This window comes from Streptomyces durhamensis (assembly GCF_000725475.1).
Lineage (GTDB): Bacteria > Actinomycetota > Actinomycetes > Streptomycetales > Streptomycetaceae > Streptomyces > Streptomyces filipinensis.
Window position 1 is genome coordinate 261,645 of sequence record NZ_JNXR01000007.1, and the last position, 22,932, is coordinate 284,576.

The 22,932-nt window shown below is 71.7% G+C and carries 22 protein-coding genes; 8 read left to right on the forward strand and 14 right to left on the reverse strand.

Features of this window, described 5'->3' with window-relative positions; all coding sequences use genetic code 11:
- Positions 1–306 precede the first annotated feature (306 nt).
- The 4 genes from IO33_RS0112220 to IO33_RS0112235 are packed head-to-tail and all read left to right on the forward strand — an operon-like array spanning position 307 to position 4,190.
- Positions 307–597, forward strand: a complete 291-nt coding sequence (locus tag IO33_RS0112220) for a hypothetical protein (protein ID WP_031163635.1) — start codon at positions 307–309, stop codon at positions 595–597.
- A gap of 24 nt (positions 598–621) precedes the next feature.
- The gene (locus IO33_RS0112225) at positions 622–1,443 is read left to right on the forward strand and encodes a hypothetical protein (protein ID WP_031163638.1); all 822 of its coding nucleotides are present in this window, start codon (positions 622–624) and stop codon (positions 1,441–1,443) included.
- Between the two features lie 18 nt (positions 1,444–1,461).
- A complete protein-coding gene (locus IO33_RS0112230) occupies positions 1,462–3,423 on the forward strand; it encodes a fumarate reductase/succinate dehydrogenase flavoprotein subunit (RefSeq protein WP_031163640.1) in 1,962 nt (653 codons plus the stop codon).
- Positions 3,420–4,190, forward strand: coding sequence for a succinate dehydrogenase/fumarate reductase iron-sulfur subunit (locus IO33_RS0112235; protein ID WP_031163642.1), 771 nt, complete (start codon positions 3,420–3,422; stop codon positions 4,188–4,190). Before IO33_RS0112230 ends, IO33_RS0112235 begins: the two co-directional genes overlap by 4 nt.
- Before the next feature lie 55 nt (positions 4,191–4,245).
- Here the strand turns inward: IO33_RS0112235 and IO33_RS0112240 are convergent, their stop codons facing one another.
- Complete coding sequence (locus IO33_RS0112240) at positions 4,246–5,415, reverse strand: glycoside hydrolase family 18 protein (protein ID WP_051926670.1); 1,170 nt, start codon at positions 5,413–5,415, stop codon at positions 4,246–4,248.
- 95 nt (positions 5,416–5,510) lie between these two features.
- On the opposite strand from IO33_RS0112240, the gene IO33_RS0112245 reads away from it, so the two are divergent.
- The gene (locus IO33_RS0112245; protein WP_031163646.1) at positions 5,511–7,085 is read left to right on the forward strand and encodes a coiled-coil domain-containing protein; all 1,575 of its coding nucleotides are present in this window, start codon (positions 5,511–5,513) and stop codon (positions 7,083–7,085) included.
- A gap of 180 nt (positions 7,086–7,265) precedes the next feature.
- On the opposite strand, the gene IO33_RS0112250 is transcribed toward IO33_RS0112245, so the two are convergent.
- The 5 genes from IO33_RS0112250 to IO33_RS0112270 all read right to left on the reverse strand — a co-directional run bounded on the left by IO33_RS0112250 (position 7,266) and on the right by IO33_RS0112270 (position 12,565).
- The gene (locus IO33_RS0112250) at positions 7,266–9,854 is read right to left on the reverse strand and encodes a SpoIIE family protein phosphatase (RefSeq protein WP_031163648.1); all 2,589 of its coding nucleotides are present in this window, start codon (positions 9,852–9,854) and stop codon (positions 7,266–7,268) included.
- Positions 9,855–10,125: 271 nt separating this feature from the next.
- The gene (locus tag IO33_RS0112255) at positions 10,126–10,554 is read right to left on the reverse strand and encodes an ATP-binding protein (protein ID WP_031163650.1); all 429 of its coding nucleotides are present in this window, start codon (positions 10,552–10,554) and stop codon (positions 10,126–10,128) included.
- A gap of 223 nt (positions 10,555–10,777) precedes the next feature.
- Positions 10,778–11,212, reverse strand: coding sequence for a (deoxy)nucleoside triphosphate pyrophosphohydrolase (locus IO33_RS0112260; RefSeq protein WP_037685268.1), 435 nt, complete (start codon positions 11,210–11,212; stop codon positions 10,778–10,780).
- Between the two features lie 30 nt (positions 11,213–11,242).
- The gene (locus IO33_RS0112265; RefSeq protein WP_031163655.1) at positions 11,243–11,434 is read right to left on the reverse strand and encodes an SPOR domain-containing protein; all 192 of its coding nucleotides are present in this window, start codon (positions 11,432–11,434) and stop codon (positions 11,243–11,245) included.
- 378 nt (positions 11,435–11,812) lie between these two features.
- Positions 11,813–12,565 carry a GntR family transcriptional regulator gene (locus IO33_RS0112270; protein WP_031163657.1) on the reverse strand — a complete coding sequence of 251 codons (753 nt, stop codon included), beginning with the start codon at positions 12,563–12,565 and terminating at the stop codon, positions 11,813–11,815.
- Positions 12,566–13,021: 456 nt separating this feature from the next.
- Here IO33_RS0112270 and IO33_RS0112275 point away from each other — a divergent pair, with 456 nt between their 5' ends.
- Positions 13,022–14,242, forward strand: coding sequence for a serpin family protein (locus IO33_RS0112275; RefSeq protein ID WP_031163660.1), 1,221 nt, complete (start codon positions 13,022–13,024; stop codon positions 14,240–14,242).
- Here IO33_RS0112275 and IO33_RS0112280 read toward each other — a convergent pair.
- On the reverse strand, positions 14,205–14,645 hold the full coding sequence (locus IO33_RS0112280) for a MarR family winged helix-turn-helix transcriptional regulator (protein ID WP_031163662.1): 441 nt from the start codon (positions 14,643–14,645) through the stop codon (positions 14,205–14,207). The two genes, IO33_RS0112275 and IO33_RS0112280, sit on opposite strands and share 38 nt — an antisense overlap.
- A gap of 117 nt (positions 14,646–14,762) precedes the next feature.
- Between IO33_RS0112280 and IO33_RS0112285 the strand changes: the two genes are divergently transcribed.
- Positions 14,763–15,746, forward strand: coding sequence for an SMP-30/gluconolactonase/LRE family protein (locus tag IO33_RS0112285; RefSeq protein ID WP_031163665.1), 984 nt, complete (start codon positions 14,763–14,765; stop codon positions 15,744–15,746).
- Between the two features lie 40 nt (positions 15,747–15,786).
- Positions 15,787–16,368 carry a Uma2 family endonuclease gene (locus IO33_RS0112290; protein ID WP_031163667.1) on the forward strand — a complete coding sequence of 194 codons (582 nt, stop codon included), beginning with the start codon at positions 15,787–15,789 and terminating at the stop codon, positions 16,366–16,368.
- A 29-nt stretch (positions 16,369–16,397) separates the two neighbouring features.
- Here the strand turns inward: IO33_RS0112290 and IO33_RS0112295 are convergent, their stop codons facing one another.
- The 7 genes from IO33_RS0112295 to IO33_RS0112325 are packed head-to-tail and all read right to left on the reverse strand — an operon-like array spanning position 16,398 to position 22,918.
- Complete coding sequence (locus IO33_RS0112295) at positions 16,398–17,813, reverse strand: DUF1266 domain-containing protein (RefSeq protein ID WP_078963581.1); 1,416 nt, start codon at positions 17,811–17,813, stop codon at positions 16,398–16,400.
- A 25-nt stretch (positions 17,814–17,838) separates the two neighbouring features.
- The gene (locus IO33_RS0112300) at positions 17,839–19,083 is read right to left on the reverse strand and encodes an ATP-grasp domain-containing protein (protein ID WP_031163673.1); all 1,245 of its coding nucleotides are present in this window, start codon (positions 19,081–19,083) and stop codon (positions 17,839–17,841) included.
- A gap of 29 nt (positions 19,084–19,112) precedes the next feature.
- Positions 19,113–20,324 carry an ATP-grasp domain-containing protein gene (locus tag IO33_RS0112305; protein ID WP_157857837.1) on the reverse strand — a complete coding sequence of 404 codons (1,212 nt, stop codon included), beginning with the start codon at positions 20,322–20,324 and terminating at the stop codon, positions 19,113–19,115.
- Positions 20,325–20,374: 50 nt separating this feature from the next.
- Complete coding sequence (epsC, locus tag IO33_RS0112310; protein WP_245235765.1) at positions 20,375–20,938, reverse strand: serine O-acetyltransferase EpsC; 564 nt, start codon at positions 20,936–20,938, stop codon at positions 20,375–20,377.
- A 35-nt stretch (positions 20,939–20,973) separates the two neighbouring features.
- Positions 20,974–21,810 (reverse strand): ABC transporter permease, encoded by an 837-nt coding sequence (locus IO33_RS0112315; RefSeq protein ID WP_051926620.1) that lies wholly within the window; start codon positions 21,808–21,810, stop codon positions 20,974–20,976.
- Positions 21,811–21,827: 17 nt separating this feature from the next.
- Positions 21,828–22,649 (reverse strand): thioesterase II family protein, encoded by an 822-nt coding sequence (locus tag IO33_RS0112320; RefSeq protein WP_051926621.1) that lies wholly within the window; start codon positions 22,647–22,649, stop codon positions 21,828–21,830.
- On the reverse strand, positions 22,649–22,918 hold the full coding sequence (locus tag IO33_RS0112325) for an acyl carrier protein (protein ID WP_031163686.1): 270 nt from the start codon (positions 22,916–22,918) through the stop codon (positions 22,649–22,651). Before IO33_RS0112325 ends, IO33_RS0112320 begins: the two co-directional genes overlap by 1 nt.
- Positions 22,919–22,932: the final 14 nt, after the last annotated feature.

Below are 22,932 nucleotides of genomic sequence, written 5' to 3' on the forward strand. Positions count from 1 at the left end.
CTCCGGGGAGCCGCTGGCTTTATGCTCACATTTGTCGGTATATGGAGCTGATCACCTTTGGCGGTATATGGAGCTGATCAGATCTATGCGGCCCACTGAAGAGGAAAGGATCCGGCAACCACGGGCGACACGGCGACGACGGGCGGTAACCCCACCCGTGCGGCGCAACACCACCCGAGATGCATCGGTGCGCCTCCGCCAATCGCTGCACATGCCTTCACAGCGGCAGGTGCGGCGCGCAACACTCCAAGGCGCATGAACGTTGCCGCCCAGGGCCTGCCGGACCCGCGGAAGTGAGGGCAAGTCATGTCCGTGCACGACGACATCACCTCGGTCCAGCGTTCTCTCGACGATCTGTACCGGTCGCTGGGACGTCTGGAGCACCAGCTCGGCAGCGGCGGCATCGAGATGCGCCGGGTCCGACTGGACGCCGACCATCTGCGCGAGAGCGTGGCGCTGCTGCGCGAGGCGAGCGCCGCGCCGGACGCCCCGCGCCGGCCCGACCTCGTCACCATCTCCGACACGCCCTACGACATCAGCCTGTGGACGGACTCGGACGACGAGGGCCTGGGCGCCCGCGACCGCCGCGCCCCCTGACCCCCGACCGACCGGAGCCCTGCCTTGGCCACTGGTACGGAACCCCAACAGAACAGCGGCGGCGTACGGACCCCCGCGCGCGCCGCGATCACCGCCCCGCATCTGCGGACCGACCGCTGGTGGCTGGCGCCCGCCGTCACCGCGGCCGGTCTGCTGGCCTTCGTCGTCTACTCGACCTGGCGGGCCTTCGCGGGCGCGCACTACTACGCGGCGCCGTACGTCTCGCCGTTCTACTCGCCCTGCCTGGCGCAGAACTGCAAGAACATGCCGTCGGGCCCGAACGCCGACCTCTTCGGCAGCTGGTGGACGATCTCCCCGGCGATCATCATCCTGGTCTTCCCGCTGGGCTTCCGGCTGACCTGCTACTACTACCGCAAGGCCTACTACCGCAGCTTCTGGGCGTCCCCGCCCGCCTGCGCGGTGGCCGAGCCGCACCGGACGTACACCGGCGAGACCCGTTTCCCGCTGATCCTGCAGAACGTCCACCGGTACTTCTTCTACGCGGCGATCCTGGTCGCGGGCGTGCTGACGTACGACACCGTGCTGTCCTTCCGCGACCCGCACGAGAACTGGGGCCACATGGGCCTCGGCACCCTCGTGTTCCTCGTCAACATCACCCTGATCTGGGCCTACACCATCTCCTGCCACTCCTGTCGGCACATCGTCGGCGGCAAGCTCAAACACTTCTCCAAGCACCCCGTGCGCTACAAGGCGTGGCAGTTCGTCGGCCGGCTCAACGCCCGCCACATGCAGCTGGCGTGGGCGTCGCTGCTGAGCGTGGCGCTCGCCGACTTCTACGTCTATCTCGTCGCGTCCGGGGTCTTCGCCGACCCGCGTTTCTTCTAGAACAGGTGGAGCCGTCTGATGACCGTGGTCGACCGCCAGGAGTGGGACGTCGTCGTGGTCGGTGCCGGCGGCGCCGGACTGCGGGCCGCCATCGAGGCGCGTGAGCGGGGCGCCCGTACGGCGGTGATCTGCAAGTCGCTGTTCGGCAAGGCGCACACGGTCATGGCCGAGGGCGGCATCGCGGCGGCCATGGCCAACGCCAACGAGCACGACAACTGGCAGGTCCACTTCCGCGACACCCTGCGCGGCGGCAAGTTCCTCAACCAGTGGCGGATGGCCGAGCTGCACGCGCAGGAGGCCCCGGACCGGGTGTGGGAGCTGGAGACCTGGGGCGCGCTGTTCGACCGTACGAAGGACGGCCGCATCTCGCAGCGCAACTTCGGCGGCCACGAGTACCCGCGCCTCGCCCACGTCGGGGACCGTACGGGCCTGGAGCTGATCCGCACCCTCCAGCAGCGGATGGTCGCGCTCCAGCAGGAGGACTTCAGGGAGACCGGGGACTACGAGTCCCGGCTGAAGGTCTTCCAGGAGTGCACGGTCACCCGGGTCCTCAAGGACACGGCGTCCGGCAGCGGCTCCACCGCGGGCCGGGTCTGCGGCGTCTTCGCGTACGAGCGTGAATCCGGCCGCTTCCTCGTCCTCGAAGCGCCCGCGGTCGTCGTCGCGACCGGCGGGATCGGCAAGTCGTTCAAGGTCACGTCGAACTCGTGGGAGTACACCGGCGACGGCCACGCGCTGGCGCTGCTGGCCGGGGCGCGGCTGGTGAACATGGAGTTCGTGCAGTTCCACCCGACGGGCATGGTCTGGCCGCCGTCGGTGAAGGGCATCCTCGTCACCGAGTCGGTGCGCGGCGACGGCGGGGTGCTCAGGAACTCCGAGGGCGAGCGGTTCATGTTCGACTACGTCCCGGACGTGTTCAAGGAGAAGTACGCCGAGTCGGAGGAGGAGGCCGACCGGTGGTACGACGACCCGGACACCAACCGGCGCCCGCCGGAGCTGCTCCCCCGCGACGAGGTGGCCCGCGCGATCAACTCCGAGGTGAAGGCGGGCCGGGGTTCGCCGCACGGCGGGGTCTTCCTGGACGTGTCCACGCGGATGCCCGCCGAGGTGATCCGGCGCCGGCTGCCGTCGATGTACCACCAGTTCAAGGAGCTGGCGGACGTCGACATCACGGCCGAGGCGATGGAGGTCGGGCCGACCTGTCACTACGTGATGGGCGGGGTCGCCGTCGACTCCGACACGGCGGCGGCGCGCGGCGTGCCGGGCCTGTACGCGGCCGGTGAGGTGGCCGGCGGTATGCACGGCTCCAACCGGCTCGGCGGCAACTCCCTGTCCGATCTGCTGGTGTTCGGGCGCCGGGCGGGCTGGCACGCGGCGGAGTACGCGCAGGGGCTGGCGCACCAGCGCCCGCCGGTGGACGACGCCCAGGTCGACACGGCGGCGGCGGAGGCCCTGCGGCCCTTCTCGGCGGAGGCCGGGCGGGAGGGCGAGGCGGGCCCGCCGGAGAACCCGTACACCCTGCACCAGGAACTCCAGCAGACCATGAACGACCTGGTCGGCATCATCCGCCGGGAGGGCGAGATGGAGCAGGCCCTGCACAAGCTGGCCGAGCTGCGGGTGCGGGCCCGCCGGGCCGGTGTGGAGGGCCACCGCCAGTTCAACCCGGGCTGGCACCTGGCCCTCGACCTCAGGAACATGCTGCTGGTCAGCGAGTGCGTGGCCCGGGCCGCGCTGGAGCGCACCGAGTCGCGCGGCGGGCACACCCGCGAGGACCACCCCACGATGGACCGCGCCTGGCGCAACGTGAACCTGCTGTGCGCCCTCGCCGACCCCACCGGCGGCCTCGCGGCGACCGACCCCGGACGCGGCCAGATCCGCCTCACCCGCGAGAGCACCGACCCCATCCGCCCGGACCTGCTCGCCCTCTTCGAGAAGGAGGAGCTGGTCAAGTACCTCGCCGAAGAGGAGCTGTACGAGTGAGCAGCTATGAGGCCCGCTTCAAGGTGTGGCGGGGCGACGAGCAGGGCGGCGGCCTGGAGGACTTCTCCGTCGAGGTCAACGACGGCGAGGTGGTGCTGGACATCATCCACCGGCTCCAGGCCACCCAGACACCCGACCTCGCCGTCCGCTGGAACTGCAAGGCGGGCAAGTGCGGTTCGTGCTCGGCGGAGATCAACGGCCGCCCGCGCCTGATGTGCATGACCCGGATGTCGGTGTTCGACCGCGCGGAGACGATCACCGTCACCCCGCTGCGCGCCTTCCCGGTGATCCGCGATCTGGTGACGAACGTCGGCTTCAACTACCGGAAGGCCAGGGAGGTCCCGTCCTTCGTGCCGCCGGCCGGTGTGGGCCCCGGCGAGTACCGGATGATGCAGGAGGACGTGGACCGCTCGCAGGAGTTCCGCAAGTGCATCGAGTGCTTCCTGTGCCAGGACACCTGTCACGTCGTCCGCGACCACGAGGAGAACAAGGCGGCGTTCGCGGGCCCCCGCTTCCTGATGCGGATCGCCGAACTCGACATGCACCCGCTGGACGCGGCCGCCGAGACCGGCCTGGACCGCAAGCGCACGGCCCAGGACGAACACGGCCTCGGCTACTGCAACATCACCAAGTGCTGCACGGAGGTCTGCCCCGAGGGCATCAAGATCACCGACAACGCCCTGATCCCGCTGAAGGAGCGCGCGGTGGACCGCAAGTACGACCCGCTGGTGTGGCTCGGCTCGAAGATCAGGCGGCGGACTTCCTGACGGGGCGTCCGGGGCGCTGGGCCGGCGGGATGAGGGCCACCCCCTGTACGTCCGGTCAGCGGACCCAGTCTTCCTGGTACGCCCGCCAGTCCGCCTCCGTGGCCGCGAAGTCGACGTACAGGGCGACGCCGAACCGGACGCGGCCGGCGTCGGTGCGGGACAGGCCCAGGCGGACCCCGCGTACGCCGGCGGGGACGGTCTCCGCGTGGGCCCAGTGGCCGAAGTTGTTCTCGTGGTAGAAGGGCAGGCCCATGAGGAGGTCGGTGGTCCTGGGAGTGACTTCCAGGGCGAGGCTGGTCTGCTGGGCCACGTAGCCGCCGTACAGGCTCTGCAGGGGCTGCATGGTGTCGTACGACATGACGGCGATCTGGTCCACGCGGCGGGCGACCTGCCCGAAGTAGGCCTGCGACCACCATTTGGGGTGCCCGGTGGTCGTGCCCCAGAAGGAGTGGAAGGCCGGGAGCGGGTCGATCTGGTGGGCCGCGACGGAGAGCAGCGCGTGACGGGCGTGGGTGAGGGCGCGGAGGTCGTCGAGGAGGGCGAGGTAGTTCTGGTCGCCGGAGTGGAGGGGCTCCAGGTCGAAGTGGGCGCCCTCGAAGCCGGCGGCGAGGATCCGGCGGGTGGAGGCGAGGATCGCGGTGCGGGTGGCCGCGCGGTCCAGCCGCAGCCCGTCGGGGCTCTCGCTGGCCAGCTTGTCGCCGAGCCAGGCCTGGACACGGACGCCGGGCGCCGCGCGGTGCAGGGCCGTGGTCAGCCAACGGGACCTGCGGTAGGCCGTCTTGGGCAGGGTGCCGTCGTGTTCCAGGGGGCCCGCGTGGACGTACAGGTCCCGGATGCCGCTGGTCTTCAGGCGGCGGGCGAGGGCCTGGACGTCGCGGTCGGTCTTACGGCCGTCCACCCAGGCGTGGCCCAGCCACAGGGCGTCCTGGTGGCGGGTGGTGGTGCCGGGTTTCGGGGTGCCGGTGTCGTTGACGCGGAGGGCCGTTTCGGCGGTGAGGAGGGGGAGGAACAGGAGGGTGAGGGCGGCCAGGGTGGAGCGCAGGACACGGCGGCGCCGTCTCGGACGGCGCGCCTCGGCGGCGCCTTCGCCGGGGGTTTCCGCGCCGGCGCGCGGTCCCGCCCACGCGCCGCCGGTCTCCTCCCCGCCCGTTCCCGTCTCGCCCGTTCCTACCCCGCCCGGCGCTTCCCCGCCCGGCGCTTCCTCGTCCCTTCCTCCTTCGTGCATACCCCGCCCGTCCATTTCCGCCTCCTGCCCTTCTCTTCCCCCACCCGTGTCCGCCCCGCTCGCGAAGGCGCCTACCTGCCCATACGCTCCAAAATGTGACGTCCTTCCCGACCCGGTGCCGGCCCCGGCGCGCCACCGCGCACATATCCGCGCGGGTGGCGCATGCCGTGCTGGGTGCCTGGGCCGGGGCCGGGTGGCTGGTGTTGCCCCTGATGACGACCGGCGCGCAAGATCCGGTTCCGGTGGCGGCCGCCGCGACGGTCGCCAGCGCCGACGCGCCGCGGCAGGACGAGACGTCCACCGCGGATCTCGTCCTGCCCCTCGCCGCGGGCGTCGCGGCCGTGGGGCTGGCCGGATACGGCTATCTGCGCCGCACCCGCCGCGCCCGCAGCCGTACGACCCCCGGGACCGTCTCCGTCGCCCCGCCCGTCCCCTCCCCGGCCGACACCGAGCGCCAGGCCCGCGCGGCACTGGTCCTCGCCGACGACTGCGTACGGACCAGCCGTGAGGAACTCTCCTTCGTCCGGCGGCGGTTCGGGCAGGCCGAGACCGAACCCCTCGTCCACGCGCTGCGGGCCGCCGAGACCGAGCTGGCCGCCGCGTGCGCCATCTGGCAGCGGTACGAGCAGGGGGTGCCTCAGGACCCGGCGGCGCGGCGGCAGGCGCTGGTCGGTGTGGTCGGCCGGTGCGCGGAGGCGGGCCGCCGGCTGGACGCGGAGGCTCCCGAGCTGGACCGGCTGCGGGAGCTGGACGGTCCTGGGCTGGCCGGGGCCCTGGAGTCGGCCGAGACCTGGTTCCGGGAGCTGACGGGGCGCACGGTGACCGCGCAGGACACCCTGGGGGAACTGCACGAGCGGTACACCGCCTCGGCGATCGGACCGGTCATCGGCTACGTCGAGCAGGCCAAGGACCGGCTGGTGTTCGCCACCGTCCGGCTCAACGAGGCCCGCCAGGCGGCCGACGCGGGCGACGGCGGGCGGGCCGCCGGGCAGCTGCGCGCCGCCGAGGGCGCGGTGGTCCAGGCCGAGGTGCTGGTGACCGGGGTGGAAGGGCTCGCGGCGCGGCTGCGGGAGGCGGCGGAGCTGGTGCCGGCCGCACTGACCGGCGCGGAGGCGGAGATCGCGGCGGCCCGGCAGGGAGGTGGGCGCAAGCCGCTGACGAGCGGTGAGCTGCATGCGCGGCTGGCCCACGCCGACGGCGTGCTGGCCGCCGTGCGGGAGGAGCGGACGGGGGGACCGTACGACCCGCTGGACGCCCTGCGCCGGATCGCGCGGGCCGTGGAGCGGCTGGAGACGGGCCACTCGGGCGCACCGGCCGCGGCTGCGCTGCTCGTGGCGAGGGGTTCCCTCGCCGGGGCGGAGGAGTTCGTCGCGGTGCACCGGGGCGCGGTGGGCCCGGAGGCGCGGGTTCTCCTGGCGCAGGCGGCACGGGAGCTGGGCACGGACCACGCCGACGAGGCCGACTCCCTCGCCCGCGCGGCCCGGGACCTGGCCGAACGGAACGTGCGGGCCCACGGCAGCCCGTACCCGGGCGCCGACGGGGACGCGCCGGGCCTGGCCGGTGCGGTCCTGGGCGGTGTGCTGCTGGCCGAGGACCCGGACGCGGGCCCGCCGGCGAGCTACGGCGGCCCTCGGACACGGGGCCGCCACCGCTTCGCACCGCGCGCCTAGTGCCGCAGCACCGGCCGACCGCGCCTGCGACCGCTTCCGTCAGGACGCGCCGCGCACGTCACCACGACGAAGCCCACCCCCGACGGTCACGGCCCCGGGCCCACCAGCCGAGCCGGCCCCGGCGGTCGGGGCCGGCGCTGGGCGAGCCGGGCCGCCGGGCCCTGCCCGTCGAGGGGCTTGTCAGAAGAGGCTCAGCAGTGCCTCCGCCGGGTCGGTCAGTCCTGTCTCGCCCCCGGGCAACGGCAACTCGAACCACACCGTCTTGCCGCGCGGCGTCCGGCGCGAGCCCCACGCCGCGCTCAGCAACCCGACCAGCTGCAGTCCCCGGCCCCCCTCGTCCGTGTCCCGGGCGCGGCGGCGCCGGGGCTGGACCAGGCCGGAGTCCCAGACCTCGCAGACCAGCGTGCGGTCCAGCAGCAGCCGGAGCCGGATCTCCCCCTCGCCGTACCGCAGCGCGTTGGTGACCAGCTCGCTGACGAGCAGCTCCGCCGTGTCGACCAGTGGCTCCAGACCCCAGCTCTGCAGCCGCGCCCGGGCGTACTCGCGCGCCCGCCCCACGCTCCGCGGCTCGCGCGGCAGCGTCCAGTCGCCGACGGAATCGGACGGCAGCCCCTGCACCCTCGCCATCAGCAGCGCGATGTCGTCCTCGCCGTGGTGGGTGTCGAGGGTGCTCAGGACGTGGTCGCAGACGTCCTCCAGCGGGCGGGACGGGTCGGTGAGCGCGCCGACGAAGGCCTGGAGGCCCTCCTCCAGGGGGTGGTGGCGGGACTCGACCAGACCGTCCGTGTAGAGGGCCAGCAGCGCGCCCTCCGGCAACTCGACCTCGACCTCCTCGAAGGGCTCGCCTCCCACACCGAGCGGCATGCCGGGCGGCACGTCCAGCATCAGGGCGGCCTCACCGGGCTCGACCAGGACCGGCGGCAGATGGCCGGCGTTGGCGAACGTACAGCGTCTGGTGACGGAGTCGTACACCGCGTAGACGCAGGTCGCGAGGTACACCTCGGACAGGTCGGCGTCCCGCGGCTGGCGTGCCGTACGCGTGGCCTGCTGGACGCCGCCCGGGGTGCCCAGCCCTCGCGCGATCTCGTCCAGCGCCGAGAGGACCTCGGCGGGTTCGAGGTCCAGCAGGGCCAAGGTCCGCACGGCCGTGCGGAGTTCACCCATGGCGACGGCGGCCCGCAGCCCCCGCCCCATCACATCGCCCACGACCAGCGCCGTACGGTGACCCGGCAGTTCGATCACGTCGAACCAGTCGCCGCCCACCTCGGTGGCCGCGTTGCCGGGCAGATAGCGGCAGGCGATGTCGAGCCCGGAGGCCTCCGGGTCCCCCGGCGGCAGGAGCGAGCGCTGCAGTATCAGCGCCCGCTCGTGTTCCCGGCGGTACAGGCGCGCGTTGTCGATGCACACGGCGGCGCGCGCGGCCAGCTCCACCGCCAGGTCACGGTCCCGGTCGCCGAACGGCTCGCTGCCCTTGGTGCGGGCGAACCGGGCGAGCCCGACGACCGTGTCGTGGGCGACCATCGGCACGGCCAGCGTGGACTGGACGAGTGCGCCCTCCTCGGCGGGCACGCGCTGGGGCCGGGCGGTGCGCAGGGCGTCCGCGCAGGGCGAGTTGAAGGGGAAGTGGTGCACCGCGCCGACCGCGACGGGATCGGCGGTGCCGCTGAGCGGCACGTCCGACACGGCGCTGGCGAAGGCGACGCGGCGCAGTTCGGCGCTGCCGTCGGCGAGGCCGGGCGGGGTCTCGTCGCCGGTGAGCAGGCCCTGGTAGAGGTCGACGGTGGCGAGGTCGCAGAAGCCGGGGACGACGACGTCGAGGAGCTCCCGGGCGGTGGTCTCCAGGTCGAGGGAGTTTCCTATGCGGGCGCCGGCCTCGTTGAGCAGGGCGAGGTTGCGGCGGGCGGCGGCGGCCTCGCGGGCGGCGGCCCGGCGGGCGGTGATGTCGGTGCCGAGCCAGGCGATGCCGATGGGCCGGCCGCTGCCGCTGTGCACGCGGTAGAGGTTGACGGACCAGTGCCGGCGTTCCTCGGAGCCGGGGACGTACCCGGTGACATGCATGTCGGTGATGGACTCGCCGGACTGCAGCACCCGGCGCAGCGTGGCCGAGACCCGCTCGGCCTCACCGCGCGGCAGATAGTCGTGCACGCCCTTGCCCCGGTGGTCGTCCGGGGTCCCGCCGAAGACGGAGGCGAACCGCTCGTTGGCCCGACGCACCCTCAGATCGGCGTCGATCAGCAGGAATCCGAACGGAGACTGGCCGAATATCGCCTGCGAGGCGGCGAGATCGGTCTCGATGCTGCGCAGGGTGCGTACGTCCACGACGATGCAGACGGCGGCCCTGTCGCCCTCGCCGGTCCGGGTGGGCATGACGTAGACCTCGGCGAGGCCGTCCTCGCCGCGGGTCCCGTCCGCCTTGTCCGGCATGCGGAAGGGCACGACCCCGGTCCACTCCCGCCCGTCGAGGATTTCGGCCATCTTGCGCTGGCCGCGCTCACGCAGATCGGGGTCGATGAAGGCCTCTATGGGGTCCATGCCGACGGCGTGCGCGGCGGGGATGCCGAAGAGTTGCTCGGCGCGCAGGCTCCACTGGTCGACCAGCCCGCCGGGGCCGATGGAGAAGGACGCGACCTTGATGTAGTCGTAGATCGAACCGGGCGGGCTGCTCTGCCACATGGCGTCGCCGGGTGCCGCGGCAGTCTCCGCGGCCTGGTGCCTCGCGCCGTCCGACGGGTCCTCGGACTCCGTGGCCTTCGCTGGTATCTCGCTCACGCGAACCGTCCCCTCCAGCTCACCGCGTCCGGCACCGGTCACCGGGTACGGCTGCCCGCAGTATCCAGCACTACGGCGCCGCACGACACGGTGTTCACGATCACAGCTCGGTCCAGATGTTTTTCGGACCGGTCCGTGACAACACTCCCAGTCTTCTAACCAGGGAACACGCCCTCGAATCACACAGTTCGGGACCGGCCGCGCGCCCGGAGCGCACGGTGGGCGGACCGCCGCCGGCCGTACTCCCCCCTGCCCCCTCAATGCTTCCGGCTCACCCCGGCACCGCCAGTTCGAACCAGACGGTCTTTCCGCTCACGCCGGGCCGGGTGCCCCAGCGGCGCGAGGAGCCCGCGACCAGTTGCAGACCGCGCCCGCTCTCGTCCTCGTCGCGGGCGACACGCTCGCGCGGCGGGTCGGGCAGCGGGTCGGAGACCTCCACCCGCAGGGTGCCGGCCAGCCCGGCGGGGCGTACGAGCCGTACGCCGATCGGGCCGGTGGCATGCCGCAGCGAGTTGGTGACCAGCTCGCTCACCAGCAAGGCGGTGAGGTCGGCGAGGCAGTCGAGGCCCCAGCCGTGCAACTGGCCGCGGACCGCGGAGCGTGCGGTGCGCACGGCGCCCGGTTCCGCGGGGAAGGTCCACTCGGCGCAGTCACCATCGGTGTCGATCACGCCGATCACTTCCCAGCCCAGCGAGCCCACCCATGTCCGGTTTCATGGGGTTAATGGGCACATACCCGATATCCAGTAGGCAGTACCGCGCGAGAGGGCGCACTGTGGCACGAACGGCGTAGAGGGCGCTCCATACGGGGAGCCGCGCACCCGACAACTCCGAGGGCGCGCTTCATGCGACCGCGGGTCCGCGGTGTCCGCTCGCGCCCTCGGCGGCGCCTCAGTTGCGCACGGCCCCGCACCCCTTGCGGGGCTACATCCCGGATCCGGTCGCGGCCGCCACCTCCCGGACCGCCGGGACGTCCTGGTCGAGCCAGTCGACCTCCCAGATCCGGTCCGGGGTGAGCCAGCGCAGCTCGTCGTGGTCCTGGAGGGGCCGGGGCGCGGGGGAGCCGGGGCACAGACGGGCGGTCCACACCCGCAGGACGTACGGGGACCTCAGGGGCCACTCCCCCGGCACGCGCTCGACCGGTTCGGCGTCGACGCCCAGCTCCTCGCGCAGTTCGCGCACCAGGGCGTCCTCGGGCCGCTCGCCCGTCTCGACCTTGCCGCCGGGCAGCTCCCAGCGGCCCGCCAGGTCGGCGGGGGCGCTGCGGCGCGCGGCGAGCAGCCGGCCACCGTCGAACAGGGCGGCTCCGACCACCACGATCCGGTCCGGCACGGGGGTCCTGGGCGTCGCAGACGTCATGGAGCGGAGCCTACGGGAGGCGCCGCGTGGTCAGTTACGGACGCTGTCCCCGTTCTGCCCTATGCGCTCGACCCAGTAGAGCTGCTTGTGGCCCCGGTCGTCGAAACTGTCGGCGATCTTCTGGGCCTCGGCGCGGGTCGCGTACCGGCCCACGCGGTAGCGATTGCCGTTGTCGTCCTGCCGTATCACGATCCAGGGCAGCGAGACCGTCCCCTCACTCATGGCCCCCACCGCCCGCGCCGTTCCTTCTCGCACCGGCCCACCACCCGCTTCCCGTCCCGGGCCCCCGCCGAGCCCCGCCTAAGGAAACCGCAATCCGCATATGCCCGAGCGTACGCCCAACCTTCACGCAGCGAATACGCCTTTTCACAAAGAGGTACGCAACCAGCCAGAACACCGGGGGCGCACGGAAGCGAACGCGCCGTCGTGAACGCCTCCGTCGTGCGTCGCGGGCATACCCGAGTGACCCCTGGTCACCTGGGAAAACGGCCGGATTGCAGCGGCGGCCGGCCCCGGTCGCGGCCGTGCTCGGCCGGACATCCGCGGCAGGGGGCGCCGAGGGTGTGCGCTACCTCACTCGACGGGGCGCGCACCCCTGCCTCACTTCACGGGCAGGTGGTACGCCACCCGGTACCGGTCGGCCGGGATCACCACGTCGGCGGTCTCCACCGGGCGGCCCGAGGCGTAGTACGTGCGCTGGACGACCACGACCACATGGCCGGGGACACCGCCGAGGACGTGCAGTTCCTCGGCGAGGCCGGGGCGGGCGCCGACCTCCTCGGTGACGTTGTCCACGATGACGTCGATGGCGCGCATGCGCTCGACGACGCCCATGCCGCCGAGCGGGCCCTCCTCGGGCAGCATCACCGGGGTGCGGCCGGTGACGGCGAGGGGCTCCCAGGAGGTGGAGAGCATCATCGGCTCGCCGGCCTCGCGGAACAGGTACTTGGTGCGCATGACCCGGTCGCCGGCCTGGATCGCGAGCCGCTCGGCGAGGGCGGCCCCGGCCTCGGCCTGCTCGCTGCTGGACTCCCAGGTGCCGCGCACCGAGGCGTCGGCCTGCTCCTGCCGGAAGGGTGTGGCGCCGCCGGCCGGCCGGTATCCGGAGCGGGCCAGCCGGCGGGGCACGGGCCGCTCGCGCACATACGTCCCGGAGCCGGAGCGGCCCTCGACCAGCCCCTCGGCCATCAGCACCTTGCGGGCCTCCAGCGCGACCGTGTCCGAGACGCCGTACTCCTGGCGGATGCGGGCCTGCGAGGGCAGGCGGGTGTGGGGCGGCAGCGAACCCTCGACGATCTTCTTGCGGAGATCACCCGCGACACGCAGGTACGCCGGCTGCTCACCGAAAGTCACTGGCCGCTCCCATCAGATTGTACAGACAGCAACAGCGTGGCAACCCTGGGTTGTGCCGTGCAAGCAAAGGCCAGAGAATCACTCGATGTGATGACATGGCGGGTGGGAGGGCTTTACGCAGGCACTTTCTCCCTATAGATGCGCTCGGCCGACCGGGCTCACACCTGGATCGCCCGGCAGGCGGCACAGCACGCCGGACCCGCTGCCGATCCGGCCCTTCTGGCTGGTGGGGGCCGGGAGTCGGGGGTGGACACCGGTACCGTGCTCCTGGGGCGGGCGGCGCGCGGCGCGGGACCGGCGCAGGGGAGCGGGGGACGAACGGGGGCGCCTCTTGTGCGGGACGGGCGCGAGCCGCAGGCCGGCGGCGGGGTGCGGGACGCATCCGCTGCCGCTGCCCGAGGACACGTACGCGATGACCGGACGAGGAGTGGGCAAGGCCTCGTGGAAGGACGACCAGTGAGCAAGGTGACCGCCGAGACGGTCCGTCGGGTGAACGGGCTGTCGGCCCGCTGGGCGCAGGCCCTGCCGGAAGGCACGGTCTTCTCCGCGCCCGGAGTCTGGCCCCTGCTGGCCTTCCTGGCCGACGGCGCCACGGGCCCGGCGCGGGCGGAGCTGAGCGGGGCCCTCGGCCTGCCGGCGGACCAGGCGGCCGCCGCCGCACGGGAGTTGCTGGGCGCGCTGGCGGAGGTGTCCGGCCTGGACGCGGCGCTCGGCCTGTGGGCGCACCACGCGCTCGCCCTGCGCGAGGAGTGGCGGGCGGGGCTGCCCGCCGGGACGTACGGGGTGTTCGGGGACGACCTGGTGACCGCGCAGGAGCGACTGGACGCCTGGGCGGCCGAGCGGACCGGCGGGCTGGTCGAGCGCATGCCGGTGACGTTGACCCGGGACGCGCGGATGGTGCTGGCCGGCGCCCTCGCGCTGCGCACGACCTGGCGGCAGCCGTTCGCCGAGCTGCCGCTGCGGCCCGGCTCCGGCCCCTGGCAGGGTCGTACGCTGCGCGGGCTGCACCGGCGGAGCGTGCGTCCGGACCGGGTGGGCGTGACGGGCACGCCGGACGGCTTCGTCACCGCGCTCACGGTGCCCGGCGACAACGGCATCGACGTCCATCTGGTGCTCGGCGAGGAGCGCATGGCGCCGGGTCAGGTGCTCGCGGCCGGCGTGGGTGTCGTGGAGCGGACGCTGCCGCTCACCGCGGGCGGGTCGCTGCCGCTCGGACATGTGGGGCCGGGCCTGTACGTGGAGCGGCAGCCGGCCGTCGAGCCGACGCCGCTGACGCTGGACGTGCGGACGGTGGTGTACGAGGTGCGCGCCGACCACGATCTGCTGGGCCTGGCGGGCCTGTTCGGGCTCACGGCGGCGACCGACCCTCGGCACGCCCACTTCCCCGGCGTCAGCGACTTCCCGCTCGCGGTGGGCCAGGCACGCCAGTCGGCCGTCGCCCAGTTCGGCGCCCTCGGCTTCCGGGCGGCGGCCGCGACGGCGGCCGCGGAGGTGTACGGCAGCGCGCCGCCGCAGTACCGCTACGAGTCCACGGTCGTCCGGGCCGTCTACGACCGCCCCTTCGGCTTCCTCGCCGTCGACCGCGAGTCACGGCTGGTGCTGGCGGCCGGCTGGGTGACCGATCCGGCGCCGGAGCCCGTCATGAGCTTCCCGGGCGCTGTTCCTCCAGCACTCTGACGCAGCGGGCGAGCAGCCCGGTCAGGGCGTCCCGCTCCGCGTCGGTGAACTCCGCGGCCAGGGCCCGCTCGACGCGCACGGCCGACGTGTCGGCGGCGGCCAGGACGGCACGGCCCTCGTCCGTGAGGCGGGTCTCCAGGACGTTCCTGTGCCACTCGTGCGGGCTGCGGACGATCAGCTCGCGGTCCTGGAGGTTCTTCAGGACCGTGTTCATGGTCGGCGGGGTGACCCCGCACAGCCGGGCCAGGGCGGCCGCGGAGATGCCCGGGTTGCCGGAGAGGTTCAGCAGCGCGGCGTACTGGGCGACGGTCAGGCCCGCCGGCTTCAGGACCGCCGCCTTGGTCGCGTTGAGGGCCTGCTCGGCCCGCTTGAGGTGGGAACCGAGGCGCTCGGACGCGGGCATGGAGGTCACCGGGCCACATTAATGCCTGGGTGAGGATTAATACGCTCGCGAAGATTAGGGTTCTAATCTAGATTCGTGGTCGTCATAGAGTGAGTAGCCGAACCGAGAGGCACCGCCGTGTCCCGTTCGATCCACCGCCGTACCTTCCTGACCGGCGCCGCCGCGGCGGCCGTGGCCGTCGCCGCGCCCACGGCGAGCGCGGCCCCCGGCCCGCGCATCTCCACCGCTTTCACCCTCCCCGACGAGCGCGCCTACCCCGAGGGCATCGCCCTCGACCCCCGCACGGGCGACGCGTACGTCGGCTCCTTCACGGACGGCGCGATCTACCGCGCCGCCGCCGGCAGCCGCGCGGCCGAGGTCTTCCTGCCGGCCGGCACCGACGGCCGGACCACCGCCAACGGCCTGAAGGCCGACCGGGAAGGCCGGCTGTGGGTCATCGACCACACCACCGGGATCGACGTCTACGATCTGCGCGACCGCTCCCTGCTGGCCCGCTTCGCGGCACCGCAGGACGACCCGCACTTCCTGAACGACCTCGTGATCACCGCGGACGGCACGGCCTACGCCACCGACAGCGCGCGCCCGCTGATCTACCGCGTCACCCCGGGCGACCTGGCCCGCGCCCGCGGCGGCCGCGCGCCGCTGACCGCGCACTACGACCTGAGCGGGGCCGTGCCCGCACACTCGCCGGACGCCTACACCCTCAACGGCATCGCCGCCGGCCCCGCCGGGCGCCTGCTGTTCGCCGTCGACATGACGGGCGGCGGCCTGTACCGGGTCGGCGTGACCGACGGCTCCGTACGCCGAGTCGCCCTGCACGGCGGCGACCTGAAACACGGCGACGGCCTGGAACTGGCCCACGGCACCCTGTGGGCGGCGCACAACGCGACCAACACCCTCACCCGCTGGCGTCTCTCCCCCGACGGCACCAGGGCCCGCCTGACCCGCACCCTGACCGACCCCGCCCTGCAGGTCCCCACCACCCTGGCCCGCGACCGCCACGGCCTCCTCGTCGTCCGCTCCCAGTTCGACAAGGGCGGCCCGATGGGACAGGGGGTGCCCGAGACGCCGTTCACGGTGGCCCGGGTGACGGGGATGTGATCTCGTGGCCGGGGCCCTGCCGAGTCGCTACGGTTGAACCATGACCGCACTGCCCGACTGGATGCGCCCACCGCGCGACGAAGGCTGGTTCGCGGAGGACCTGGACCGCCTCCCCGAGGCGCCCCGCCACACCGAGCTGATCGACGGAGCCCTCGTCTTCATGATGTCGCCGCAGAGGTGGTGGCACGGCCACCTCATCACGATGCTCACCGTCGCGCTCATGGAGCAGGCGCCCGCCGATGTGCGGGTCGGCCGCGAGATGACCATAAGGCTCGACGAACGCAATCGCCCGGAGCCGGACCTGCTCCTGGCGAAGGCGGACTTCGACGGCGATCGCACCTGGTTCGCCCCGGAGGAGGTACAGCTCGTCATCGAGGTCGTCTCCCCCGAGTCCGCGCACCGCGACCGCACGGTCAAGCTGCGCAAGTACGCCCAGGCCGGCATCCCGCACTACTGGTGTGTCGAGGACGAGCACGGTGCCCCGGTCGTCCACGTCTACGAGCTGGACGAGCCGACGGGGGCCTATGCGCCCGCCGGTATCTTCCGGGGCGCCCTGACGCGCCCGGTGCCGTTCGAGATCAGCCTGGACCTCGACAAGCTCGTCCCGCCGCGCGGCGCATGACCGAAGGGGCCGGGCCCGGCCGGGTGCCGTCAGCCGCCGAGCCCCGTACCCCGGGACACATGGAAGGGGACGGTGTTCCAGGGGCTGTCCGGGTGGCCGGCCAGGGCCCGGTGGGCGGCGAGCATCTCCTGGTACCAGCCGCCGAACTCCTCGTCGTCGAAGTGCAGGCAGCGGCCCAGGGCGTAGCCGGCGGAGAAGTCGTGCCACGAGGTGTGGGCGGACCGGGCGGCCTCGCTCGCCTCGACGACGGCCTCCCGCATCTCGGCGCGGGTGGCGAAGCGGGCGCCGTAGCCCCAGCGGGCCATCATCGAGGCGCGGCCGATGTCCCAGGCAGCGACCGAACGCACCGCGGCGTCCGCCGGAAGCAGGCCGTCGGCGCGGAACCTGGCCTCGTAGCGCAGCACCTTGCCGACCAGGCCCACCACGTGCGCGACGAACTCCTCCCAGTCCGGGCCGATCTCCCCCTGCGGGGCGTGCGCGGCGCGCTCGCGCAGTGTCAGCTCGACGCACTCGCGCCATGCGGTGGGGTCGACCGCCTGCAGCCGTCCGTCCGGCTGCCGGTGAGCGAGGGCCTTGCGCGCGTCGAGGACGAACTCCCAGTACCAGGGGGTGACATCACGCTCCAGGAGCCGGCGCTGGATCTCCTGCCATGCGGCCCGGTCGGTGACGTCCCACCACTTGGCGAGCCGTTCGTGCTCCATGGACAGACCCAGACCGTGGTAGTGCGGGTTGTTCCAGGCCTCGCCGTTGACGAAGCACATGTGGGCGCCGAGGGCCAGACCGTGCAGGAGCGGGCCGCGGGGCGGTGCGCCGGTGCGCAGGGTGACGAGCCGCTCGGCGCGGCCGTCCTCGTCCCAGTGCTCGTTGTGGAGCGCGCGCCATACCTGGCGCTCCTCCGCGTCGGCCGACATGAGCATGGGGCAGGGCGTCTGGTTGTTGACGGCGATGCCGGCGACGTCGTCGGGCAGGTCGTCGGCCAGGTCGCGCAGGGTGTACGCCTCGAAGACCAGGTGCGGGTGGGGGCGGGGCAGCAGGCCCCGGGTGTAGACGGCGACGATCCGTCCGACGCGGGTGTCGTAGACGTGGAAGGTGCGCTTGCCGGGATCGGGGGAGGTCTCCTCGCGCCGGAACGGCACGTACACGAGGTCACCGGCGAGTGCCTCCAGGTAGGCGAGCTGCAGGTCGCCCCGGGCCTCTTCCTCGGCTTCCGCGTCCTGCCAGTCGACCGCCGCATGGCGGGTCAGCAGTTCGTACAGGTGCTGTTCGAGTGCGGCGGGCGCCTGCCAGGTGCCGGGCTCGGCGGGCGTGGGGACGTCGGGCAGCGCCTCGTCGTGATCGTCGAGTTCCCCGACGACGTACCGTTCGGCCGACTGCCCTTCTCCTCCGCCCTGTTCGCGCCGATCCGCCCGCTTCCGTCCGCCGAACACCAGGTCCCCCGTATCCATGACCACGACTGCGGCCACACAGCCGCTACAGGGGTTCGATGGTAATACGGTCCTCGATCTCCCGAATCGCCGCGTAGTCGGCATGCACCTGCTTCGCGTCCTCGTGGGAGAGGAACACGAAGCCGTAATTCAGCGAACGGACGAGATCGGAGCTCGGCTGCACCTCGTCTCCGTCACGCACGTCCACATGAAGGCCGCCGCAGCTCACCAACTTCTCGATCTCCTCGTAGAGGTGAGCGCCTTTGATGCGCCCTGCCGCGCGGATGAGCAGGAAGACAATCATGACCGCGCGCCGCAGGGCGTAGTCGCGGTGCACATAGGGAGTATCGCCGAGGTATTCGACCAACCTCCTGATTCCGTTGTCCCCGGTGGCGGCTTCGGCACTGATCGGCATTCCGCCACCACCGAGCCGGGCACCCGTCTCGATGAGTACCGGGCCTGCCGGGGTGAGCATCACCTCCGTGTGCGCCGGACCGAACCGAATCCCCAGGGCGTCCAGGACATCACGCGTGTACCGCGCGAGTGCGGCATGTTCGGGAACCTCGGGTGACACGTATTCCAGGCTCTCGTACACCGCTATGTTGCCCGCGTTCTTCACCTTTCCGTAGCGGGCCACATCGAGAATGTCATGGCGGCCGTCGACGGAGAAGGTGTCGATGACGTACTCCGTGCCCGTCACACACTCCTGGACGACCACCTCGTCGTTGCGCAGTCCGAGGCAGTTCGTCGCCCCGATGATGCCGTGAAACGCCTCGCGCCAGCCCGCGCCTCCGGGAGCCATGGTGACGCCGTCGGTACCGGCGGACTTGGCAGGCTTGAGGATGAGGTCGGCGCCTTCCAGACCCGACCTGGCGATCCATTCCGGCACCGATTCGGGAGTCGCGGTGCACAGCGTTCTGATCGTCGCCAGACCGCTTGCCGCGACCGCCTCGACCATGGCGCCCTTGTGCCGCCGCGCGGAGGACAGCGAGGGGACGTTGGCAAGGTCCGGGGTGAGCTGTTCCGCCAGGCGATCAGCCAGTTCGACGCCTATCTCCGCACCCGGCAGCACGGCGACGGGGTTGAGGGAGCGCAGTTCCTTCACCAGCTCCGGAGTGACTTCCGTGAACCAGGAATCGAAGTCGGAACTCTCGAACGAGTCCACATAGAGGTCGGGTATGGATGAACCCGACGTGACGGCGACCACCGAATACCCTTCCTCCCGCAGCGCCGACGCGAGAAGCGTCCCGGATGAATAGGGATCGACGATCACTACCGTGCGTGCAGTCATGATTTCCTTCGCGGCTTCGATCGGGTTACTCAGGCGATGCGATACGAGAAAGCACTCGTCACTCGCCGACAGGCGTCCAGGAGGTGGGCGGCGTCATCGCCGTGCACAAGGAACTCGGCGACGAAGTTCTCGTAATCCAGGGAGTACACCCGATAGGAATCGAGAACATAGCCGTCCAGGACGCCCGGGAGTGCTTTCATTTCTTCCAGCGGAGTGATGTCCGCCACGTCTCCGACCCGGTCGGCGTCGAACGGAATCAGCGCGAGCCGGCAGTCCCGCGGTGTGTCGCGCGGCGTGCGGGACGGCTGTCCCAGCGCCACGGAGACGACGACGTCGACGGGATCGATATGACATGCGTGCCGGGTCGCCACCCGGTAGAGGCCGCCTCCGGAGCGGACGTTGATCTCCACCAGCTCCACCGCGCCGCCGGCGGCGGCCCGCCCTTCCACATGCAGCCAGCCCTGGCCGAACTCCAGATCCCGGCAGAGCGCCCCGACCTTGCCCGTCAGTTCACGGGCGGCGGTCGTCACATCCGCCGACACCGGCGGATGCAGCCGGAGTCCCGCGTCGTGGTGGCGCTGCTCGTTGTGCTGCGTCTTCTCGACGACGAAGATCCCGTGGAACACCCCGTCGACGACCGGTCCGTCGACCGAGAACTCGACGCCCTCGATGTACTCCTCGACGACCAGCTCCATCTCGTCGCCCGCGGCGTCGGCGATGGTGTCCAGGGCTGCGGACAACTCCTCGGGTGTGTCCGCCTTTCGCACCAGCCTGGACGCCCCGGTGTCCCTGGCCGGCTTGACGATGACCGGGTAGCGGGGTACCGAACCCACCTGGAAGGAACCGGCGAATCCGCCGGCGAACCAGAGGCTGGAGTATCCGTTGTCGCGCATCACCGTGCGGACCCGGGCCTTGCTCAGAAACGTCTCCCTGGCCTTCTCGCCCCCGGGCAGCCCGTACAGGCGCGCCACGGCGATCTGCCACGCCATGAGCGACTCCACGACGTTGACGATTCCGACCGGCACCACACCGGCCGCTTCCACGCCGGCGACGAGGTGCTTCAGGTCCTGCTCGTCCCAGTCGATCACCAGATGCGCGTCGCACAGATCGCGGTTCGGGTCGTCCGGACGCTCGGAAACCAGAACGGGCCGCCGCCCCTTTTCCCGGAGCACCTCGACAACCGCCCGTACCGCACCCGCGCCCCTCCTGGAAAAGACGAGTACGCCCTCGAAGTCGTTCACTGGAGCCAGCCCTCCCCACGCACCGCCCCGTCCGAAGGGGCCGCGCTCCGTCAGTTCTGTGCCAGGGACGTGTCCCTGCTGCGCGCCGTCACATGCGACAACGCCGGTATCCGGGATCCGTCGGGGACCGACACGGTCACCACCGAGTGAGCGCCCACGAACGTGTGCGCGCCGATATGCACCGGCCCCAGAATGCTGGCACCCACCCCGATCACCACATGGTTTCCGACCACGGGATGCCTGAGCGCCGACCTCCCCCGCGCCGTGTCCCGCCACCAGCCCACCGAGCCCAGCGTGACCTGGTGGTAGACCATCACGTCGTCACCGATCCGTGCGGTCTCCCCGATCACCACACCGCTGCCGTGATCCACGAAGAACCGGCGGCCGATGCTGGCTCCCGGGTGGATCTCGATCCCGGTGAGCCAGCGTCCGACCAGGCTGATCAAGCGCGCCACGATCCGGTGATTCGACAGATAGAGGGCATGGGCCGGCCGGTACAGCCACTGGGCGAGCATGCTGGGGTGCAGCAGCGCCTCGGCAGCGGACGCAACGGACGGATCCTTGGCTCGCACCGTGTCGATGTCCTCGGAGAGGCGAGCGCTCCATGCCTTCACCACAACGGTCCCTTCGCCGGGTACGCCAGCTTCGTTCAGGAGAGGGTCACGGTCCCTTCCTGCTTGAGACGGCGGAGCAGCCTCTCCACCACGAGGAGGCCGACCGCGTAGGCGCACACCCCCAGCAGAAGCAGTGCGGTCAGCCTGCCGCCGAGGTCGGCCACGGGGTCCGGGCGCACGGTGGACCTGAGCAGATCGGCCGCCCAGGTCAGGTAGATCACCTTGCTCACCGGATGCAGCCAGGACGGGAGCGAGGAAACGGGCACCATCACCCCGGAGAGCAGATAGAAGGGGTACCCGAGAGCATTGGCGTAGACACGCGCCGACCTCGCCACCACGAACATCGCCGACAGCGAGGTGGCGACTCCGAACGTGGCCAGTGCGGTGGCGGCCAAGGTCATGACGAGCGGCCAGAAATGGTAGACCGAGATGTCGGCATCGAAGACCACTCGGGCGGTCGTCCAGGACTCGGCGAACATCAGGAAGAACAGCGACGATATGACGGCCACGCGGCCGCCTATCATGAAGGTGAACCGTGCGGGGGCGGACAGGAAAAGTTCGAGAGTCCCGTTGGTGCGCTCCGCGTCGATAGCCGATCCTGCCAGGTCCAGTGAAACCAGCCATACCCCCATGAGCGCCGGTGCTATGGCGGCATAGGATTCCATGTCGGGATTCCCCGCCCATCTGACCGTCGACAGAAGGATGGCGGTGAAGAGCGGTATGGTGGCGAAAATCTGCAGCTGACCGGCACTGCGCCGAAAGAGCCGGAACTGCAACCGCCCCCCTGCGATGACCTCGTTCATGCCGCGCAGCTCCGATTCCTTGCCTGTAATCGCCATCGTCCGGACGTCAGTGATGTTCCGCAGGCCCATTCCACGATACGGGAGCGCTATTCCTTGATGGAATGGCCGGATTGTGCCAAGGCCGAAAGAGTCCTCGGGTCAGGTGCCAGGAACTGCCGCACACCCGCCGTGACGGCCTCCGGGTGTTCCAGGTGGAAGAAGTGGCCCCCGGCGAACATGCGGCAGGCGAAGGACTTCGACGTGTGAAGCCGCCAGTCCGACAGCTCCGCGCGCCGGACGCCGTCGCACTGCCCTCCCATCGCGACGATCGGCACGGCGAGCGGAGCGTCGGTCCTCCACGGCGAAGCCGTCTCCCCCATCTCGAAGTCCGCCCGCAGGACGGGCAGGAAGATGTCGAGCAGGGCTTCGTCTTCCAGGATCCGTTCCGGGGTGGCGCCCAGGTTCCGCATTTTCGCCGCCAGTTCCCGCCTGTTCAGCGGATGCACCAGCGGAAGGTCGGGCGGCATGTGCGGCGGCCGGCGGGCGGCCGCGAACAGGAGCGCCGGCAACGGCAGCCCTCGCCGTTGCAGCACGGCGACCGTGCGGTGGGCCAGAAGCGCGCCCATGCTGTGCCCGTAGAAGGCGTACGGCTCCCGGCACCACGGTGCCAGGGCGTCGGCCACCGCACGGGCCATCACGTCGATGTCGCGGACCAGCGCCTCCCGCCGTCGCGCCTCCCGGCCGGGCAGGTGCAGCGGCAGCACCTGCGCCACGTCCGCCAGCAGGGGGACCCAGGGCCGGTACGCCGCCGCGCCCCCTCCGGCGAACGGGAAGCAGAAGAGGCGGATACGGCCTTCCGCGTGATCGGGGACGCGCAGCCAGGGCGTGCCGGGCACACCTGTCCCGCCGCTGCCGGCCGGACCGCTCATCAGCCGTTGCCTCCTGAGGCGACCAACTCGGTCAGGGCCGCCACATAGGGATCGCCCCACACCACCCGGGGCTGGACGTCCACCCCGAACTCGTCCTTGAGCCACGCGACGAGGACGAGGGCCTCCTTCGACGTCAGGCCGTGGTCGAAGAGGTCGGCCCAGGCCAGTTCGTCGTCCGTCAGTGCGTCCGGCACCGCCAGGAGCGACCGGACCTGCCGTCCGATGCGCCACGCGATGTCACGGTCGTGGGCTGCCTGCGGAGTGTCCATGGGGTGGGATTCCT

Coding starts and splice junctions, on each gene's coding strand:
- IO33_RS0112290 (WP_031163667.1), top strand. CDS start 15,787: ATGACCGCACTGCCCGACTGGATGCGCCCACCGCGCGACGAAGGCTGG.
- IO33_RS0112220 (WP_031163635.1), top strand. CDS start 307: ATGTCCGTGCACGACGACATCACCTCGGTCCAGCGTTCTCTCGACGAT.
- IO33_RS0112295 (WP_078963581.1), bottom strand. CDS start 17,813: ATGGATACGGGGGACCTGGTGTTCGGCGGACGGAAGCGGGCGGATCGG.
- IO33_RS0112300 (WP_031163673.1), bottom strand. CDS start 19,083: ATGACTGCACGCACGGTAGTGATCGTCGATCCCTATTCATCCGGGACG.
- IO33_RS0112320 (WP_051926621.1), bottom strand. CDS start 22,649: ATGAGCGGTCCGGCCGGCAGCGGCGGGACAGGTGTGCCCGGCACGCCC.
- IO33_RS0112280 (WP_031163662.1), bottom strand. CDS start 14,645: ATGCCCGCGTCCGAGCGCCTCGGTTCCCACCTCAAGCGGGCCGAGCAG.
- IO33_RS0112230 (WP_031163640.1), top strand. CDS start 1,462: ATGACCGTGGTCGACCGCCAGGAGTGGGACGTCGTCGTGGTCGGTGCC.
- IO33_RS0112240 (WP_051926670.1), bottom strand. CDS start 5,415: ATGCACGAAGGAGGAAGGGACGAGGAAGCGCCGGGCGGGGAAGCGCCG.
- IO33_RS0112265 (WP_031163655.1), bottom strand. CDS start 11,434: ATGAGTGAGGGGACGGTCTCGCTGCCCTGGATCGTGATACGGCAGGAC.
- IO33_RS0112260 (WP_037685268.1), bottom strand. CDS start 11,212: ATGACGTCTGCGACGCCCAGGACCCCCGTGCCGGACCGGATCGTGGTG.
- IO33_RS0112325 (WP_031163686.1), bottom strand. CDS start 22,918: ATGGACACTCCGCAGGCAGCCCACGACCGTGACATCGCGTGGCGCATC.
- IO33_RS0112315 (WP_051926620.1), bottom strand. CDS start 21,810: ATGGGCCTGCGGAACATCACTGACGTCCGGACGATGGCGATTACAGGC.